Source organism: Halogeometricum rufum (assembly GCF_900112175.1).
In the GTDB taxonomy this organism is placed as follows: domain Archaea; phylum Halobacteriota; class Halobacteria; order Halobacteriales; family Haloferacaceae; genus Halogeometricum; species Halogeometricum rufum.
Genome location: NZ_FOYT01000001.1, coordinates 1,343,911 through 1,361,435, shown reverse-complemented (window position 1 = coordinate 1,361,435; position 17,525 = coordinate 1,343,911). Strand labels below are relative to the sequence as shown.

Here is a 17,525-nt window from a genome sequence, read left to right as displayed (position 1 = left end):
GATGACTGAACTCTTCGATATCTTCCTCGGGTCGGTTCGCGACGGGTTCGTGCAGGTGAGCGCGTTCGTCGCCGTGACCGTCCTCGCCTTCAGTTACCTCCAGTACCGGACGGACGGCCGACTCGTGCGGCGACTGGAGGAGAACCGGCGCGCCGGCCCACTCGTCGGTGCCGTCTTGGGGCTCACGCCGGGATGCGGCGGCGCCATCGTCGTGATGCCGCTGTACGTCCGCGGGTCCGTCTCCTTCGGCACCGTCGTGGCGACGCTCGTCGCCACCGCCGGCGACGCCGCGTTCGTCATCCTCGTTCTCGCTCCCGAGGCGGCGCTGTACGCGTACGGAATCGCGTTCGTCGCGGCCGTCCTGTTCGGCTACGCCATCGACACGTTCGGCCTCGGCGTCTCGCGCGTCGACAGCGCGGTCAAGCGCCTCCATCCGGCCCTCACCGACGGCGGCGTCGCAGCGCCGTTGGCCGGGAATCAGGTCCACCACTACGACGAGGCCGCCGGATGCGACGCCCGCGACGGGCCGGTCCGCGACTCCGAACTGATGCGGACGGTCACGCGCGCCGCCCTCGCCGCGTGGTGGGTCGCCGCCGCCGTCGGCCTGGGCGCGGGCGTCCTCTACCTCCTGCGCGGGGCACCGGAGGTGCCGATGGTCGCCGGCCCGACGTTCGCGGGCGCGTTCACCGTCGCCGGCCTCCTCGGGACGACGCTCTCGGCGTACCTCTACTTCGTCGGCCGCAAGTACGTCGGCCACGGCGACGTGGGCCGCGCGCGCGACACGTTCGGGAGCGTCTCCGAGACGCTGACGCACGCCGCGATGGAGACGTCGTTCGTCACCGTCTGGGTCGTCGCGGCGTACCTGCTCTACGAGTACGGCATCGCCTTCACCGGGTTCGACGTCGCCGCGGCCGCGGCGGCCGCCGGCGTCCTCGCGCCCGTCGCGGGCGCCCTCGTCGGACTCGTCCCCGGGTGCGGGCCGCAGATCGTCCTCGCCACCGCCTACGCCGGGGGCGCGATTCCGTTCTCCGCGCTCGTGGCGAACGCCATCAGTCAGGACGGCGACGCCCTGTTCCCCCTCATCGCCATCGACAAGACGGCGGCCGTCGTCGCCAGCATCTACACGACGATTCCCGCCCTCGTCGTCGGCGTCGCCCTCCACTACGTCTGGACGGCCGTCTTCGGTCTGCCACAGTTCGGGTTCGGCGTCCTCTGAACCGGCCAACAGCTATCCCCCTCGTCCGCGAACGTCACAGTATGGACACGGACACCGACGCACCGGCCGACGGCGCGGCCACGACGCGCGTCTGGCTGGTCGAACGGACGTACTCCGACGACGAACAGAACATCATCATCCTCGTCTACGCGACGCCGGACGGGTCGCGCTACCTGCGCAAGGAGCGGTCGCTGACCAGTTTCGACGACGTGCGGGAGACGACGGCCGCCCTCGACGTCGAGGCGAGCAGCCTCGGCGACGTGGACGACCCGGACCAGAGAGCGCAGTACGCGGAGGCGGCCGACCGGACGCGGGAGCGGTACGACCCGGACGACGCCATCTGAGCGGCGTCGGTCGTCGGGGCGAACCTGTCGCCGCCACCGCCCCGTCTGTGACCAACAATCGTGAGCGAGATACGGCCGCACGACCCACGTGAGACCGTACGTACCCGGTTTTAAGCGGTGCGGGGGAGTACTCCCACGTTGATGGGAGAGTTATCCGAGTTGTTCGTCCCGCGACGCGTGGCCGTCGTCGGGGCGACAGAGCGCGAAGGTTCAGTCGGTCGCGCCATCATGGAGAACCTCGTCGAGGACTTCGACGGGGAGGTGGTCCCCGTAAACCCGAACTACGACGAGGTGTTCGGCGTGCCGGCGGTGGCGGGCGTCGGCGAGTCCGACGCCGACCTCGCGATAATCGTCGTCCCCCCGCACATCGCGGTGGACGCGGTTCGCGAGGCCGGCGAGGCGGGCATCCGCAACGTCGTCGTCATCACCGCCGGGTTCGGCGAGACCGGAAGCGAAGGCGCGTCGCGCGAACAGGAACTCGTCGAGGTTGCGGAGTCGTACGACATCAACCTCGTCGGGCCCAACAGCCTCGGCATCATGTCGACGCCGACGGGACTGAACGCCACGTTCGGCCCCGACAACGCCCGTTCGGGCAACATGTCGTTCATGAGCCAGTCCGGGGCGTTCATCACCGCGGTGCTGGACTGGGCGAACGACCAGGGAATCGGCTTCAAAGACGTGGTCTCGCTCGGGAACAAGGCCGTCCTCGACGAGTCTGACTTCGTCGAGACGTGGGGCGAAGACGACGACACGGAGGTCATCATCGGCTACCTCGAAGGCATCTCCGAGGGCCGCACGTTCATCGACACGGCCCGCGAGGTGACGCAGGACACCCCTATCGTCCTCGTCAAGTCGGGCCGCACCGACGCCGGCGCGCAGGCCGCCTCCAGTCACACCGGCACCATCGCCGGGTCGGACGAGGCGTACGAGGCCGGCCTCGAACAGGCGGGCGTCATCCGCGCGGACTCCGTCCAGTCGCTGTTCGACGCCGCGCGCGTGCTGGAGAGCCAACCGCTCCCCGACACCGACGACGTGGCGGTCATCACGAACGCGGGCGGTCCGGGCGTGATGACCACCGACGCCGTCGGCTCCTCGCGGCTCTCGATGGCGACGTTCACCGACGAGACGCTCGACGCGTTCTCCGAGAAACTCCCGGCCGAGGGCAACATCTACAACCCCGTCGACATCGTCGGCGACGCCGACAACGACCGGTTCCGCGAGGCGTTGGACCTCGCCCTCGGCGACGACAACGTCGGTTGCGCCGTCGTCCTCTCGGCGCCGACGGCCGTCCTCGACTACGAGCAACTGGCGGCCGACACCGTCGAACTGCAGGAGGAGTACGACAAGCCGGTCGCGGCCTGCTTCATGGGCGGCGAACGCGTCGAACCGGCGGCCGAAGCGCTCTCGGACGCCGGCATCCCGAACTACTTCGACCCCGCCCGCGCGGTGGACGGACTCGACGCGCTCTCGCGGTTCAAGGAGATATCCGAACGCGAGTACGACGCGCCGACGACGTTCGACGTGGACGAAGAACGCGCCCGCGAGATTCTCTCCGCCGTGGAGGGCCGCGGCGACAACCGCCTCGGCGTGGAGGCGATGGACCTGCTGGACGCCTACGGCATCTCCACCCCCGACGGCGACATCGTGGACGCGCCGGCGGACGCGCTGGAAGTCGCAGAACGCATCGAGGGCGACGTCGTGATGAAGATAGTCAGCCCCGACATCCTGCACAAGTCCGACATCGGGGGCGTCAAGGTTGGCGTGCCGAACGAGGAGGTGTACGACGCCTACGAGGACCTCGTGACGCGCGCGCGGAACTACCAGCCCGACGCCAACATCATCGGCGTGCAGGTGCAGGAGATGGTGGACCTCGACGCCGGCGTCGAGACCATCGTCGGCATGAACCGGGACCCGCAGTTCGGGCCCCTCCTCATGTTCGGCCTCGGCGGCATCTTCGTGGAGGTGCTCGAAGACACGACGTTCCGCGTCGCGCCCGTCGCCGAGTCCGAAGCCCACGAGATGACCGAAGAGATAGACTCCGCGCCGCTACTCCGCGGCGCGCGCGGCCGCGACCCCGTCGACGTCGAGGGCGTCACGGAGACCATCCAGCGCCTCTCGCAACTCGTCACGGACTTCCCGGCCATCCTCGAACTGGACATCAACCCCCTCGTCGCCACCCCCGACGGCGTCCAAGCGGTGGACGTGCGATTGACGGTGGACCCCGACCAACTGTAAGCCATGAACACGTTACTCGTCACCTCGACCCACGAAAGCACCGGCAAGACGGCAGTCACGCTCGCACTCGGCAAACTCGCGCAGGAACGCGGCCAGTCCGTCGGCTACATGAAGCCGAAGGGCACGCGCCTGCAGTCGAACGTCGGCAAGACGCTCGACGAGGACCCGATGCTCGCCCGAGAGATTCTCGGCCTCGACGCCGAGATGCACCAGATGGAGCCCGTCATCTACTCGCCGACGTTCATCGACGGCGCGATTCGCGGGCAGGAGGACGGCGACGAACTCGGCGAAATCGTCGAGGAGTACTTCGGCCAACTCGCCGAGGGCAAGGACCTCATGTTCGTCGAGGGCGGCGGCGTCTGGAGCACGGGCGGCATCGTCGACCTGACCGACGTGGACGTCGCCGACCGACTGGACGCGGGCGTCCTCCTCGTCTCTAGCTACGAGAAACCCGGCGACGTGGACGACGTCCTCGCCGCGGCCGAACAGTTCGGCGACCGACTCGCGGGCGTCCTGTTCAACGGCGTCACAGACGCCGTCTTCGACGAACTCGAACAGGAAGTCGTCCCGTTCCTCGAGGGGCGCGGCGTGCCCGTCCTCGGCGTCGTCCCGCGCGAACAGCAACTCGCGGGCGTCACCGTCGAGGACCTCGCCGACGAACTCGGCGCGGACGTCGTCACCGACGGCGACGAGGACGCCTACGTCGAACGGTTCCTCGTCGGCGCGATGGGCGGCGACACCGCCCTGCGCTACTTCCGCCGGACGAAGAACGCCGCCGTCATCACCGGCGGCGACCGCTCGGAGATAATCACGGCCGCCCTCGAAGCGCCGGGGGTCAAGACCATCATCCTCACCGGCGGGCATCGCCCGCCCGCCGCCGTCCTCGGCAAGGCCAAGGAGAAGGGCGTGCCCGTGATGCTCGTCAACGGCGACACGCTGTCGGTGGTGGACCGCGCCGAAGACGTCGTCCACACGGGCCGCACCCGCGACGAGAAGACGGTGTCGCTGATGCGTGACCTCCTCTTCGAGCACACGGACGTGGACTCGCTGATCGGTCCCGAGAAGAGCGACGACGCGAGCGACGACGCGAGCGACGACGCCGCCGACGAGTAGGCCCCCTCGCGCCGTCGCACCGCCTATCCTCTCGTCGTTTCCTCGTCGCGGTAGCCGTTGATGCCCGACGGGATGACGAACCCGAGACCGAGGAGCGTCGCGCCCGCCAGCGGGAACGACCCGGTGAGCGTGTAGACGAGGTACGTCGCGGGTATCGAGAGGACGACGCCCGTCAGCACCACCCGCTGTTCTCTCGTGACCATACGTCTCCTCCGTGCCCGGGGGTCAAACCCCTGTCGCGTCCGCGACGGCGACGACGCCCGGGAGCGAGGCGGCAGCGACGCCCGAGAACGAGACGGCGGCCGTCAGCACTCCCACCCGCGGTCGCTGTCGTTCAGTCGCTCGCACCCGTCCGCGGTGACGACGACGAGGTCCTCGATTCGCACGCCGAACTCGCCGTCGAGGTAGACGCCGGGTTCGACGCTGAACACCATCCCCGGTTCGATTTCGCGGTCGTTGCCGGCGACGATGTACGGTTCCTCGTGGACGTCGAGTCCGACGCCGTGGCCCGTCCGGTGGACGAACGCGTCGCCGTAGCCCGCGTCCGCGATGACCTCGCGGGCCGCGCGGTCCACCGACGCGGCGGTCACGCCGGGTTCGACGGCGTCGACGGCCGCCTCCTGTGCCGCCCGGACCACCTCGTGAACCTCGCGGACCGTCTCGGAGGGGTCGCCGTCGAAGACGACGGTCCGCGTCTGGTCGCTCGGGTAGCCGTCCACGCGCGTCCCGAAGTCGAGGACGACGGGGTCACCCGGTTCTATCGTCCGGTCGCCGTGGCGGTAGTGCGGCATCGCGCCGTTCGGACCGGACCCGACCACCGTCTCGAACGAGACGCCCTGCCCGCCGGCGTCGGCGAGGAACGACTCGACGCGGGCGGCCAGTTCGGACTCGGTCAGTCCGACGGCGTCGGCGCCGAGTGCCCGGACGGCGGCCATCGCCTCGTCCGCCGCGTCGGCCGCGCGCCGGAGGGCGTCGAGTTCGGCGTCGTCCTTGCGGATTCGGAGCGGAGCGACCACCTCGCTGGCCAGTCCGAACGTCGCGTCGGGCAGGACCGCCCGGAGATCCTGCGTGAACGTCGCCCACATCGTGTCGTCCACGAGGACGCGCGGGTTCTCGGGCAGTCCGAGCGATTCCACGGCCGCCGCCGTGGCCGCCACCGGGTCGTCGTCGTCGGCCCACGTGCGCACGTCCTCCACCCACGTCGCCGCGCGGACCTGCGACTCGTAGAGGGCGGGGACGAGGAACGTCGGGTCGCCCGCGGCGGGGACGAGGAGGAACAGGTGGCGTTCGCCCGGTTCCTCGGCGAACCCCGAGAGGTACGAGAGGTTTCGGCTGGGGAAGCAGACCAGCGCGTCCGCGTCCGCCTCGGCGAGGGCGGCCTGCGCGTCGCGCGTCCGGCGTTCGTACGGTGTCGTCGCCATACCGGACGTTCCGCGTCTCCGCTAAAGAACGTGCGGGGACCGGCCGCCCGCGGAGGCGCGGTCCCGGCGTTTTATCCCCTCACCCGACGCAGCGACGCGTATGTCGTGGCACGCCATCGACTCGCTGGACGACGCGCGCGAGGCGACGGCGGACCTCCTCCTCCCGTTCGCCCTCGGGACGTGGCTCCGCCTCGCCCTCGTCGTCGTCTTCGTCGGCGCCGGCGCGAGCAACGTCTCGGTGAACGCCAACGTCGGTGGCTCCGTCACCCCGGGCGCGCCGGCGTTCGGCGCGTTCGACGGCTTCCTCGACGGGATGCCGCCGATAGACCCGGGGACGCTCCCCGACGCGCGGACGCTCGCGTACGGCGTCGCGGCCGTCGCCGCCGTCGTCGTCCTCCTCGCCCTCGTGTTCTCGCTCGTCGCCGCGGTGATGGAGTTCGTCCTCGTCACCGCCCTCGCCGACCGGACGGTGCGCGTCCGCCGCCCGTTCCGCGAGCGGTTCGGGAAGGGCCTCCGCCTGTTCGGCTTCGAGGCGGGCGTCCTCCTCCTCGCACTCCTCGTCGTCGGCGCGCCCGCCGCCGTGGTCCTCCTCGGCGGCGTCTCGCTCGGCCCGGCCGCCCTCGTGGCTCTCCTGCCCGTTCTCCTCCTCGGCGTCGCCGTCGCCCTCCTCGTTGCCCTCCTGTTCCGCCTGACCGCCGACTTCGTCGTGCCGACGATGCTCGCGGCGGACTGCGGCGTCGTCGACGGCTGGCGGCGACTCGCCCCGACGCTCCGCACGGAGTGGGAGGAGTTCGCGCTGTACGTCGTGATTCGCGTCTCCGCCGGCGTCATCGTCGGCGCGGTGTTCGCCGCCGCGACGCTGTTCGTCGCCGTCCTCGTCGCCCTGCCGTTCGTCCTCGTCGGCGGCGCGATAGCCGTCGCCGCCGCGTCTGCGGGCGGCCTCTCGCTCCTCGGGTGGGCGCTGCTCGGCGTCGTCGCCGTCGGCTACCTCGCCACCGTCGCCCTCGCCAGCGCGTTCGTCCTCGTCCCCGTCGTCGTCTTCCTCCGGTACTACGCGCTGTACGTCCTCGGGCGACTGGACCCCGGACTGGACCTCGTCGGCGCGTCCTCACAGGGAGTGGGCGAGGGGAGCGACGACGGCGACGGCGAGAGCGACGACGACGGCCCGGACGGTGCCGTCGCGGCCTGAGTCTCGGCCGTCGCAGCACCGTCCGCCGTCCGGCGGAACCGTCCACCCGCTCTGTCCGGCGACTCACTCCGGCGTCTCGGCGGGCGTCGTCTCTCCCGCCCCGGACAGCAGCGACACGTCGAGTCGCGCGAGGAGGACGACGATGGGAATCATGAGCGCGCCGCCGAGGACGAACGGCGCCCAGAAGTCGACGGCGGTGTAGAGCAGTCCCGCGAGGGCGGGGCCGAACGTCCGCGCGAGGCTGCCCGCGCTCTGCGTCAGGCCGAACGCGCCGCCCTGTTCGTCCGCGGCCGCGGAGCGCGAGACGAGGGTGTTCAGCGAGACGTTCGTCACGGCGTTGCCGAAGGCAAGCGGCGTGACGACGAACGCGAGGGCGACGACGGCCGCCGGGAGCGTCGGGCCGACGGGGAGCAGCGGACCGACCGACGGGAGATACTCGCCGAGGAGGGGGGCGAACGGCACGGCCGCGAGCGTGAACACCTGTATCGCCGCGCCGACGATGGCGATGCGGTACTCGCCGTAGCGGTCCGTGAGCGGGCCGATGAGCCCGCCCTGCACGACGGCGATGACGACGCCGAAGTAGGTGAGCAGGACGGCGTTCTCCGTCGCGCCGTAGCCGTACTGGTCGTTCGTGAGGAAGATGAACTGACTCTCCAGCGCGGAGAACGCGAAGGAGACGAGGAAGAAGGAGACGACGAGCGTCCCGAGTCCGCGCGTGCGGAGGGCGTCGGCCAACTCGGCCAGACGCGACTCGCCGTCGGCCTCGCGGGACGCCGCGCGCGCCTCCGGCGGCCGGGACTCGGGCAACAGGAAGTACGCGGCGACGAGGTTCGCGCCCGTGATGGCGGCGGCGGCGAAACTGGGCAGGGAGAACTCCGTCGCGGGGAGCCACGCCGGGAACACCGACCCGGCGGCGGCGACGGCGAACTCGCTGGCGAAGAACCCGCCCAGCGCCGGCCCGAAGATGAAGCCGAGACCGAACGCCGCGCCGAGCAGTCCGAGGCCGCGGGCGCGGTCCTCCGGGGGCGTCACGTCGGCGATGTACGCCTGCGCCGTCGCGATGTTGCCGCCCATCGCGCCCGCGAGCATCCGGGCGGCGAACAGCACCGCCAGCGACCCGGCGAGGCCGAACATCGTCCACGCGAGCACCGACCCCGTGAGTGACAGCAGGAGGACGGGCCGGCGGCCGCGCGCGTCCGAGAGGCGGCCGAGGAACGGCGCGGCGACGAACTGCATCGCGGAGTAGGAGGCGATGAGGAGGCTCCCGACGAACTCCGTCGCGCCGAACGAGAGCGCGTACAGCGGGATGACCGGGATGAGGATGCCGAACCCCAGCAGGTCGACGAAGACGATGACGAAGACGACGGCGAGCGCCCGGCGGGAGCTGTCCACGCTCATTACTCCCACCTGAGGACGAATCGAGGATGAACCCACCGGTACGCCCGGGGACGCCGGCCCGCCGTGAGGGGAGCGCGACCCGCCGCGAACGCCGTGGTAAGCGGTCGCTAACAAAGACTATCACCACGAATGATACCACATGACGTTCGAATGGACCTCGTACTTCGAGTGTGTGGCCTGCGGCGAACTCGAACGTGCGGACGCGCTCAGTTACGACTCGCTCGGTTACCCCGAGTGCCCGGGCTGTGGCGCCCGAACCGGCCCGCTCGCGGGCGCCGACTCGTCGGCGCGGACGACGACGAGAGCGCTCGACTGACTCGGCGGCCCGTTCGGCGCACCGACGACGCGGCCGTACGCACCGCGCCCCGGGGACGGAGAGCAAGAATCAGGTGCGCTCGCGGCGGACGAGAACGCATGAGTTGGCAGGAAGTCCGCGCGGACGACCGAGTCACGGAGTGGGAGCGAAGCGACGGCGTCGTGACCGTCCGACTCCGGCGCAGTCCGGACGACACCTGGACGGTCCGATTAGACCGTCTCCACCAGTCGCCCGAGGGGCGCGGCTACCGGCGGGAGCGGTTCGACACCGAAGCCGACGCGCGAGACGCCGTCGCCGCGTGGCAGGACGAGTACGACGTCGACGGCTGACGGACGCGCCGCGCCGCCGATGACCGCCGTTCAGTCCTGTTGCAGTCGCTTCGTCGTCTCCACCAGCGGGTGTCGGGCGTAGTCCACCACGTCGATGTCCGCGATGGACTCCAACCCCTCCTTCTCGGCGGTTCGCTGCATCCCGAGTTCGATGGGGTCGTCGACGACGATGACGTAGGCGTCCATCTCCTCGATGCCGAGTCGGTCGGCGGCCATCACCCGGTGGTGGCCGTCGGCGAGGAGGAGGGTGCCCTCGTTGTCGATGACGACGAGCGGTTCCGCCAGCCCGCGTTCGAGTTCGTACTGTCGGCCCTCGAGTTCGTCGGCGTAGACGCGGGCCTGCGTCGGGATGAGGTCGCTCAACTCGACGGCGTCGCGCTCCTGGTGGACCGTGATGCCGTGAATCTGTTCGAGCGTCCGCATCAGTTTCCCCACCTTCTCCGGCGTCGCCCGCTCTATCTGCGAGCGGATGACGTCGGTGTTGGAGATGATGCCGACGAGGTTGCCCGCGTCGTCCACGACGGGGAGTTTCTGGATGCCCGACCGGAGGATGACGCGCGCGGCTTCGTTCACCCCCATGTCGGGGTGGGCGACGATGATGTCCTCGGACATGACGGTGAAGATGAGCGCTTCGTCGTCCGCCAGGAGGAGGTCACGAGCGGTCACGAATCCCTTGACCTTCCGACCCTCACACACCGGAAAGCCGTTGTGTCCGTCGCTCTCGACGATGCGTTTCGCCACGTCTGCGACGGAGTCCGTGGGAGACACCGTCTGTACTTCTCTCGTCATGTAGTCTTCGACGGCAGCCTTCCCGCTCATCGTCGTCCGTACGGCGGGTGGCGGCAAAAGGGTGACCCCCGCCGCTCACCACTCGTCCATCGGGAACTCGAACGCGAGGTCGGTCCCGCCCTCGTCCACGTCGAGCGTTCGCGTGGCGTCTTCGAGCGTCTCGAACACGCGCCCGGAGATGACGTCCGTGACGACGCGGGACAGCGACTCGCGGGAGTCCTCGCCCACGTCCGCGAGGATGCCGAGCGGAATCTGCGCGCCCGCCATGTCCGCGTGGCCGCCCGCGCTCCCGATGGGGCCGAGGGCGTCGCGGAGCGTCTCGCCGAGGTCCACGTCCGTCCCGCGCGCCCGTCCGGAGACGTAGACGGTGCCGTCCTTGAAGCCGTAGACGACGACCAGACGGATGCCGTCCATGTCGAGCAGGCGGTCGGACGCCTGCGCGAGGGCGTCCCGGTCCCGAATCTCGCCGACGTTCGTCGCCAACGCGTCGCCGCGCACGTCGCGGTTCTGGATGGCGCGCGCCAGCGTCTCCAGCACCTCCGGACTCATGCTCGGCGACTCCACTCGCTGGAGCGTCGAGAGGTCGGCGTGCGGTACCAGCCAGGCCGCCGCCTCGAAGTCCGACGGCGACACCTCGCGGGTGAAGTCGCGCGTGTCGATGCGGATGCCGAACAGGAGCGCCGTCGCCACCGTCGCGCCCGGTTCGACGTCGAGGCGGCGCAGGTAGTCGGTCATCAGCGTACTCGTCGCGCCGATTTCCCGCCGGAGGTCGAGAAACCGGGCCTCCACGGGCGCCCGCGGCGGGTGGTGGTCCACCACGATGTCCACCGCGGTGTCCGCCGGCAGGCCGTCGTTCACGCCCGGGCGGGAGTGGTCCACGAGGGCGACGCCGTCGTAGCCGTCGACGTTCCCCCCGCGTTCGAGGTTCACCAGGTCGATGTCGAGCAGGTTCACCAGCGCACGGTTCTCCTGGTGGGAGATGTCGCCGTAGTAGCACGGGTCGGCGTCGACGCCGACGCTCTCTGCGATTCGGACGAGGGCGAGGGCGCTCGCGATGGCGTCCGGGTCGGGGTTGTCGTGCATGACGACGGCGAGCGGGCCGTTCAGGCTCTTGAGGATGCGGAACAGTCGGTGGAGTCGGTCGGCCGCCGTCCCCTCGGTCAGTTCGCCGAGTCGGTCCACGAGAATCGTCCGCGCGTCCACGAGTCGGTCCGCGGCGGCCGTGAGTTCGGCCCGCGTGTCGGCGTTGGCGTCGCTGCCGACGTAGGCGACGACGTAGGCGTCGGGGAACCGCGCCCGCGCCGAACGTGCGGCGTCGAGGTTCGTGGCCGCGTCGTCGCTGGCGACGAACACCACGTCCACCGCGTCGGGGTACTCCTCCTCCTCGTCGGGCACGCACCGTTCGGCGGCGACGCCGTCCTCTCGGAACGAGTCGACGACGTCCGTCCGCCGGGAGAGGACGGTCAACTCGCCGGGCCACTCGGCCAACCGTTCGACGGCCCGTTCCGCGGCCGACCCGCACCCGAGGACCAACCGCCGTTGCATACCTCGTCTGTCGGCCCCGCCCGGCAAAACCCTACCGTCCTGTGGTTCGGCCCTCGTCCGGCGATGGAATTATGCCCGACGCACGTGTGGTAACGCACGTCATGGATGCCGACCCTGACCTCGTGTCGTCCGACCTGTCCGAGTCGATTCGGGCCGCCTGCCGGACGGCCGTCGGAGACAGTCTCAGGAGTATCACCTACTTCACTCCCACCAGATTCCAACAGATCTATCTCCGGTCTGACCTCGAATCCGACGCCGATCTGGCCGGATTCGTCGAGCACGAGACGGACGGGTTCCGCGCCGCGCGGGCGTACCGAGGGTCGGAACTCGGCAACTACGAGTACACGGTGCGGGCGTTCGAGAACGGTTACATGACGCGAGTCACGCGGAACCAACACGGCGTGTTCGTCACGACGGACAGCATCACGGAGCGACACTCCGAGGAAGTCGCGAGCGCGCTCAGCGAACTCCTCGCCGAGCCGATTTCGGAGACGGCGTAAGACGAGAGCGAACGGGAGAACGGACCGCGAACCGAACGAAATCGTTCGCCGGCCGCGCTCAGAACAGCGCGGTGGCGACGGTCTGTGCCGTCTCGATGACGGGCTGGAACGCCGGGAGCAGAAGCAGCGTCCCGACGGCGGCGAAGATGACGGCCGTGTACAGCCCGACCGGTTTCGACCCGAGTTCGAGCGACGGCGACGCGTCCTCTATCCACAGCGCCTTGACGACGCGACTGTAGTAGAACAGCGACAGCGCGCTGTTTATCGCGCCGACGGCGGCGAGCCACCAGAACCCGGACTCGATGGCCGAGTAGAACAGGGCGTACTTCGAGAAGAAGCCGCCGAACGGTGGCAGGCCGGCGAGGCTGAACATGAACACGCTCATGGCGACGCTCGCCATCGGCGCGCGGGCGCCGAGGCCGTTGTAGTCCTCGAACGTCTTGCCGACGCCCCAGTGTTCGACCAGCGCGACGAACAGGAACGCGCCGGTGTTCATGAAGCCGTACACCATGAGGTGCGCCATCGACGCGCCGAGGACGTCGCCGTTCGGTCCGTTGGCCGTGAGGGCCGCGAGACCGATGAGCGCGTAGCCCGCGTGACCGATGGAGGAGTACGCCAGCATGCGCTTGACGTTCTCCTGCGTGGCCGCGGCGAAGTTCCCGAGCGTCATCGTGACGACGGCGAGAATCTGGAACGCGACGACCCACTCGACGCCCGCGGGGAGTTGACCCAGCGGGAACGCCTCGACGAAGACGCGGAACGCGATGGCGAACCCGGCGGCCTTCGAGGCCGACGAGAGGAACGCCGAGACGGGCGCGGGCGCGCCCTCGTACGCCTCCGGCGCCCAGAAGTGGAACGGGACGGAGGCCGTCTTGAACGCGAAGCCGCCGAGGAGCATCAGCACGCCGATACCGAGGACGCCGGCCATCTCGCTCGCGCCGCCGACGGCCGCCGCGATTTCCGGGAGCAGCAGCGAGCCGGTGGCGGCGTACACGAGACTGATACCGAACGCGAACACCGCCGAGGAGAGCGCGCCGATGAGGAAGTACTTCAGGCCCGCCTCGACGCTGCCTCTGTTCTTCTTCAGGAACGCCACGAGGGCGTACGACGGCAGCGACGCGAGTTCGAGGCTGACGAACGCCGTCGCCAGCGAGTTCGACATCGACATCAGCGTCATGCCGGTGGCGGCGAACACCACCAGCGAGTAGAACTCGCCCTGATACTCCTGGTCGGCCAGGTAGTCGAGCGAGGCGATGGAGACCATCGCCGCGACGATGGTGAAGATGAGCGTGAAGAACAGGCTCATCCCGTCGACGACGAGAGCGTCACCGTACAGCGTGATGGCGCCGCCCGTCCGGGCCTGTCCGGTCCCCTGGATGAGGAACCAGCCGGCCACGCCGAACGCGAATAGCGACCCCGCCGTCGCGACCGACGCCAAGAGCGCGCTGTTCTCCGACTCGCCGGGCTTGATGCTGTCGACGACGAGCAGCAGGAGGCCCGTCAGCGCGAGGATGAGCGCCGGAGCGACGGCCGTCCAGTCGGGGAGCGCACCGGACTGGAGCGCGACTGCGTCGACCATCAGACGCCACCTCCCGTCTCGAGAATCGGATTAACTGCCTGTTGAATCATCTGGAAGAACAGGTCCGGCGCCACGCCGAGGACGATGACGAGGAGGAGGAGCACCGCAAGCGGCGCCACGTCGTGGACGGGCGCCTCGGTGACCTCGTAGTCGCCGTCGAACCGGAACGGCCCGAACAGCGTGCGCTGCATCGCGAACAGCAGGTAGCCCGCGACGATGACGATGCCGAACATCGCCGCCGCCGTGAACAGCGGCATCGCGGAGTGGACGGTGGAGGCGAACGCGCCCTGGAAGATGAAGAACTCCCCGGCGAAGCCGGCCATCAGGGGCAGCCCCATGTAGCCGAACGCGCCCGCCACGAAGATGCCCGCGGTGACGGGCATCCGGTCGGCCATGCCCGACATGTCGCCGACCATCCGCGTGTGCGTCGTGTTGTAGATGACGCCGACGGCCATGAACATCAGTCCGGAGATGAGGCCGTGTGCGACCATCTGGAACGTCGCGCCGCCGACGCCGTACGTCGTGTACGCGACGAGTCCGAGGATGACGTAGCCCATCGACGACACGGACGAGTAGGCGACGATGCGCTTGAGGTCCTGCTGGGCCAACGCGAGCACCGCGCCGTAGATGACGCTGATGACCGCGATGACCGCGATGGGGACGACGAGCGCCTTCGCCACGTCCGGCATCATCGTGAAGTTGAACCGCAGCAGCGCGTACGTCCCCATCTTCAGGAGGACGCCGGCCAGCATCACGGACGCCGGCGTCGGGGCTTCGACGTGAGCGTCCGGCAGCCACGTGTGAAGCGGCGCGACGGGCACCTTCACGGCGAAGCCGACGAACATCGCCACGAAGGCGACGAGTTTCAGCGTCTCGGCGTTCAGCCCCGCGAAGCTCCCGAGTTCGCCGCCCCGCAAGGCCATCGCGATTTCGGGCAGGCGCAGCGACGACACGGAGTCGCCGAGGCCGAACACGAGCGCGATGAAGCCGATGAACATCACGAGCGACGCGATGTTCGTGTAGACGAAGAACTTGATAGCCGCGTACTTGCGGCGGGCGCCGCCCCAGACGCCGATGAGGAAGTACATCGGCACCAGCACGGCCTCCCAGAAGATGAACCAGACGAAGAAGTCCAGCGCGGTGAACACGCCGATGAGGTTCGCCTCCATGAACAGCATCAGGCCGAAGAACTGCGACTGCCGCACGTCGATGGGCGTCCACGCGCTGACGATCGCCAGCGTCGTGAGAATCGTCGTGAGGACGACGAGCGGGAGGCTGATGCCGTCGACGCCCACGAACCAGTGCACGTCGAGTCCGCCCAGCGCGAGCCAGACGAAGTCCGTCTCGAACGCGATGGACCCGCCCAGAAGGGCGTTCCCGCTCGCGTCGTACTGTGCCCACATCCAGAGGCTCCCGAGAACCGGGACCAGACTGAGCGCGGCCGCCAGCCGGCCGGCGTACTCGTCGGGAGCGACGAACACGACCAGCGCGGCGACGAACGTCGCGGCGATGAGCGCTTCTATTATCATGCGAACCACCCTCCGAGCAGACCGAAGCCGAGAAGCAGGGCCGTCAGCCCCAGCGTGAGGAGCATCGCGTAGTTACTCACGACGCCCGACTGGAGGCGGCGGACCCGGCTCCCCGAGAACAGGCTGACGCTGGAGACGCCGTTGACGACGCCGTCGACGACGCCCTGGTCGAACTTGTCCGCCCCGCGCGAGATGGGGCGAACGACGCTGTTGGCCAGCCACACCTGGTACTCGTCCTGGTAGTAGTTGTTGTAGAGCAGCGTCTTGATGCCGCCGAGCTTGTCGGTGTGTTCCGTCGGCTCGGGGCCGCGGTACAGGAAGTAGGCGAGTCCCGCGCCGGCGAGGGCGAGGCCGAGCGAGACGGCGGCCCCGATGGCCACCGTCGCCGTCTCGCCGCCGCCGATGTAGGCGGAACTGTACGGGAGCAGCTCACCGTAGTGGTGCGCGTTCAGTCCTTCGAGGCTCCCGTCAAGCCACTGGTGCAGGAAGTCGATGCCCTTGATGCCGAGGAGCTTCTCGACGGGCACCATGTTGACGACGCCGGCCGTCGCGGCGAGGACGCCGAGGACGGCGAGCGGTCCCTTCACGTTCCAGCGGACGCCGTGCGGGTCTCGGGCCGTCTCCGTCCGCGGTTCGCCGTGGAAGGTGAGAAGCACCATCCGGAACGTGTAGAACCCGGTGAAGAAGACGGCGAGCAGACCCATCGCGTAGGCGACCAGCAGGACGGGGCTGCCGCCCAGTCCGTGGATGAGCGTCTCGTACAGCACCTCGTCCTTCGACCAGAAGCCGGCGAACGGGAAGATGCCGGCCAGCGCCAGCGACCCCGAGAGGAACGTGTAGTAGGTCACGGGCATCTCGTCCTTCAGGCCGCCCATGTCCCACATGTTCTCGTTGTGGTGCATCGCGATGATGACCGACCCGGCACCGAGGAACAGGAGCGCCTTGAAGAACGCGTGCGTCATGAGGTGGAACGTCGCCGCGACGTAGCCACCGGCGCCCAGTCCGAGCATCATGTAGCCGTACTGCGAGATGGTCGAGTACGCCAGCACCTGCTTTATCTCGCGCTTGACGACGCCCATCGTCGCCGCGAACAGGGCCGTGAAGCCGCCGATGAGGGCGATGATGGCCAGCGCCGTCGGCGACAGCGCGTAGAAGCCGTACATCCGCGCGACGAGGTAGACGCCGGCGGCGACCATCGTCGCGGCGTGGATGAGCGCGGAGACGGGCGTCGGGCCCTCCATCGCGTCGGGCAGCCACGTGTGCAGCGGGAACTGCGCGGACTTCCCGACGACGCCGCCGAGGACGAGGAGGCCGACGATGGTGAACCACGTCTCCGGCGCGAAGCCGAACGTGTTCACCGAGTGTTCGCCCGCGAGCGCCTGTTCGGCGAGGTGCGGGAACGACTCGGACCCGGCGAACGCCGCCGTCCCGAACGTCGCGAAGACGGCGACGACGCCGACGAGGAAGAAGTAGTCACCGAAGCGGGTGACGAGGAACGCCTTCTTCGCCGCCGACGGCGGGCCGGGTTCGCGGAACCAGAAGCCGATGAGCAGGTACGAGCAGAGGCCCACCAGCTCGAAGAACATGAACGCCATGAGCAGGTTGTCGGCGACGACGAACCCGAGCATGGAGGCGGTGAACAGGCCGAGGCCGGCGTAGTAGCGCGGCAGGCCCGTCTCGCCCTCGTCGTTCATGTAGCCGAGACTGAACACGTGGACGAGCAGGGCGATGAGCGTCACGATGATGAGCATCATCGCCGACAGCGGGTCGATGAGCAGGCCGAACGTCAGCGTGACGGCCCCGTCGAGCCCGTTGGCCCACGTGTAGATGGTCTGGTTGTACGTCTGTCCCCCGCTCACCGTGAAGAACGTCGCGATGGACAGGAGGAACGACCCCGCCGTCGCGACGATGCCGGCGAACGCGCCGCCCTTGGGCATGTACTTGCCCGCGAACAGGGCGACCAGGAACGAGACGAACGGTAGCAGTACGATCGCCGGAGTGAAGTCAAATATCCCTGCCATC

Annotated in this window: 16 protein-coding genes; 8 read left to right on the top strand and 8 right to left on the bottom strand. The window is 69.3% G+C overall.

What is annotated here, in order from left to right; genetic code table 11:
- Position 1 precedes the first annotated feature (1 nt).
- The 4 genes from BM310_RS07120 (at position 2) to BM310_RS07105 (ending at position 4,908) form a co-directional block, all read left to right on the top strand.
- On the top strand, positions 2 to 1,216 hold the full coding sequence (locus tag BM310_RS07120) for a putative manganese transporter (protein WP_089805969.1): 1,215 nt from the start codon (positions 2 to 4) through the stop codon (positions 1,214 to 1,216).
- 41 nt (positions 1,217 to 1,257) lie between these two features.
- The gene (locus tag BM310_RS07115) at positions 1,258 to 1,560 is read left to right on the top strand and encodes a hypothetical protein (protein ID WP_089805967.1); all 303 of its coding nucleotides are present in this window, start codon (positions 1,258 to 1,260) and stop codon (positions 1,558 to 1,560) included.
- 141 nt (positions 1,561 to 1,701) lie between these two features.
- Positions 1,702 to 3,795 carry an acetate--CoA ligase family protein gene (locus tag BM310_RS07110; protein WP_089805965.1) on the top strand — a complete coding sequence of 698 codons (2,094 nt, stop codon included), beginning with the start codon at positions 1,702 to 1,704 and terminating at the stop codon, positions 3,793 to 3,795.
- 3 nt (positions 3,796 to 3,798) lie between these two features.
- Positions 3,799 to 4,908, top strand: a complete 1,110-nt coding sequence (locus tag BM310_RS07105) for a phosphotransacetylase family protein (protein ID WP_089805963.1) — start codon at positions 3,799 to 3,801, stop codon at positions 4,906 to 4,908.
- A 23-nt stretch (positions 4,909 to 4,931) separates the two neighbouring features.
- On the opposite strand, the gene BM310_RS07100 is transcribed toward BM310_RS07105, so the two are convergent.
- Positions 4,932 to 5,111, bottom strand: coding sequence for a hypothetical protein (locus BM310_RS07100; RefSeq protein ID WP_089805961.1), 180 nt, complete (start codon positions 5,109 to 5,111; stop codon positions 4,932 to 4,934).
- Positions 5,112 to 5,213: 102 nt separating this feature from the next.
- The gene (locus BM310_RS07095) at positions 5,214 to 6,329 is read right to left on the bottom strand and encodes an aminopeptidase P family protein (RefSeq protein ID WP_089805960.1); all 1,116 of its coding nucleotides are present in this window, start codon (positions 6,327 to 6,329) and stop codon (positions 5,214 to 5,216) included.
- 100 nt (positions 6,330 to 6,429) lie between these two features.
- Between BM310_RS07095 and BM310_RS07090 the strand changes: the two genes are divergently transcribed.
- Entirely contained in the window at positions 6,430 to 7,518 is a 1,089-nt protein-coding gene (locus BM310_RS07090; protein ID WP_089805958.1) for a DUF7544 domain-containing protein, read from the top strand.
- 63 nt (positions 7,519 to 7,581) lie between these two features.
- On the opposite strand, the gene BM310_RS07085 is transcribed toward BM310_RS07090, so the two are convergent.
- Positions 7,582 to 8,916, bottom strand: a complete 1,335-nt coding sequence (locus BM310_RS07085; protein WP_089805956.1) for an MFS transporter — start codon at positions 8,914 to 8,916, stop codon at positions 7,582 to 7,584.
- A gap of 139 nt (positions 8,917 to 9,055) precedes the next feature.
- Between BM310_RS07085 and BM310_RS21290 the strand changes: the two genes are divergently transcribed.
- Entirely contained in the window at positions 9,056 to 9,232 is a 177-nt protein-coding gene (locus BM310_RS21290; protein WP_177232550.1) for a hypothetical protein, read from the top strand.
- Positions 9,233 to 9,330: 98 nt separating this feature from the next.
- The gene (locus BM310_RS07080) at positions 9,331 to 9,561 is read left to right on the top strand and encodes a DUF7543 family protein (RefSeq protein WP_089805954.1); all 231 of its coding nucleotides are present in this window, start codon (positions 9,331 to 9,333) and stop codon (positions 9,559 to 9,561) included.
- A gap of 30 nt (positions 9,562 to 9,591) precedes the next feature.
- Here BM310_RS07080 and BM310_RS07075 read toward each other — a convergent pair whose 3' ends face one another.
- On the bottom strand, positions 9,592 to 10,380 hold the full coding sequence (locus BM310_RS07075) for a CBS pair associated ParBc domain-containing protein (RefSeq protein WP_089805952.1): 789 nt from the start codon (positions 10,378 to 10,380) through the stop codon (positions 9,592 to 9,594).
- Between the two features lie 45 nt (positions 10,381 to 10,425).
- Positions 10,426 to 11,895, bottom strand: coding sequence for a DHHA1 domain-containing protein (locus tag BM310_RS07070; protein ID WP_089805950.1), 1,470 nt, complete (start codon positions 11,893 to 11,895; stop codon positions 10,426 to 10,428).
- A gap of 101 nt (positions 11,896 to 11,996) precedes the next feature.
- On the opposite strand from BM310_RS07070, the gene BM310_RS07065 reads away from it, so the two are divergent.
- Positions 11,997 to 12,395, top strand: coding sequence for a DUF7522 family protein (locus BM310_RS07065; protein ID WP_089805948.1), 399 nt, complete (start codon positions 11,997 to 11,999; stop codon positions 12,393 to 12,395).
- Between the two features lie 58 nt (positions 12,396 to 12,453).
- Here BM310_RS07065 and BM310_RS07060 read toward each other — a convergent pair whose 3' ends face one another.
- From BM310_RS07060 to nuoL, 3 genes are read right to left on the bottom strand one after another with little or no spacing between them, the layout of a single operon-like run.
- Positions 12,454 to 13,974, bottom strand: a complete 1,521-nt coding sequence (locus BM310_RS07060; RefSeq protein ID WP_089805946.1) for an NADH-quinone oxidoreductase subunit N — start codon at positions 13,972 to 13,974, stop codon at positions 12,454 to 12,456.
- A complete protein-coding gene (locus tag BM310_RS07055) occupies positions 13,974 to 15,503 on the bottom strand; it encodes a complex I subunit 4 family protein (protein ID WP_089805944.1) in 1,530 nt (509 codons plus the stop codon). Before BM310_RS07055 ends, BM310_RS07060 begins: the two co-directional genes overlap by 1 nt.
- Entirely contained in the window at positions 15,500 to 17,524 is a 2,025-nt protein-coding gene (gene nuoL, locus BM310_RS07050) for an NADH-quinone oxidoreductase subunit L (protein WP_089805942.1), read from the bottom strand. The genes BM310_RS07055 and nuoL overlap by 4 nt, the downstream gene beginning before the upstream one ends.
- Position 17,525: the final 1 nt, after the last annotated feature.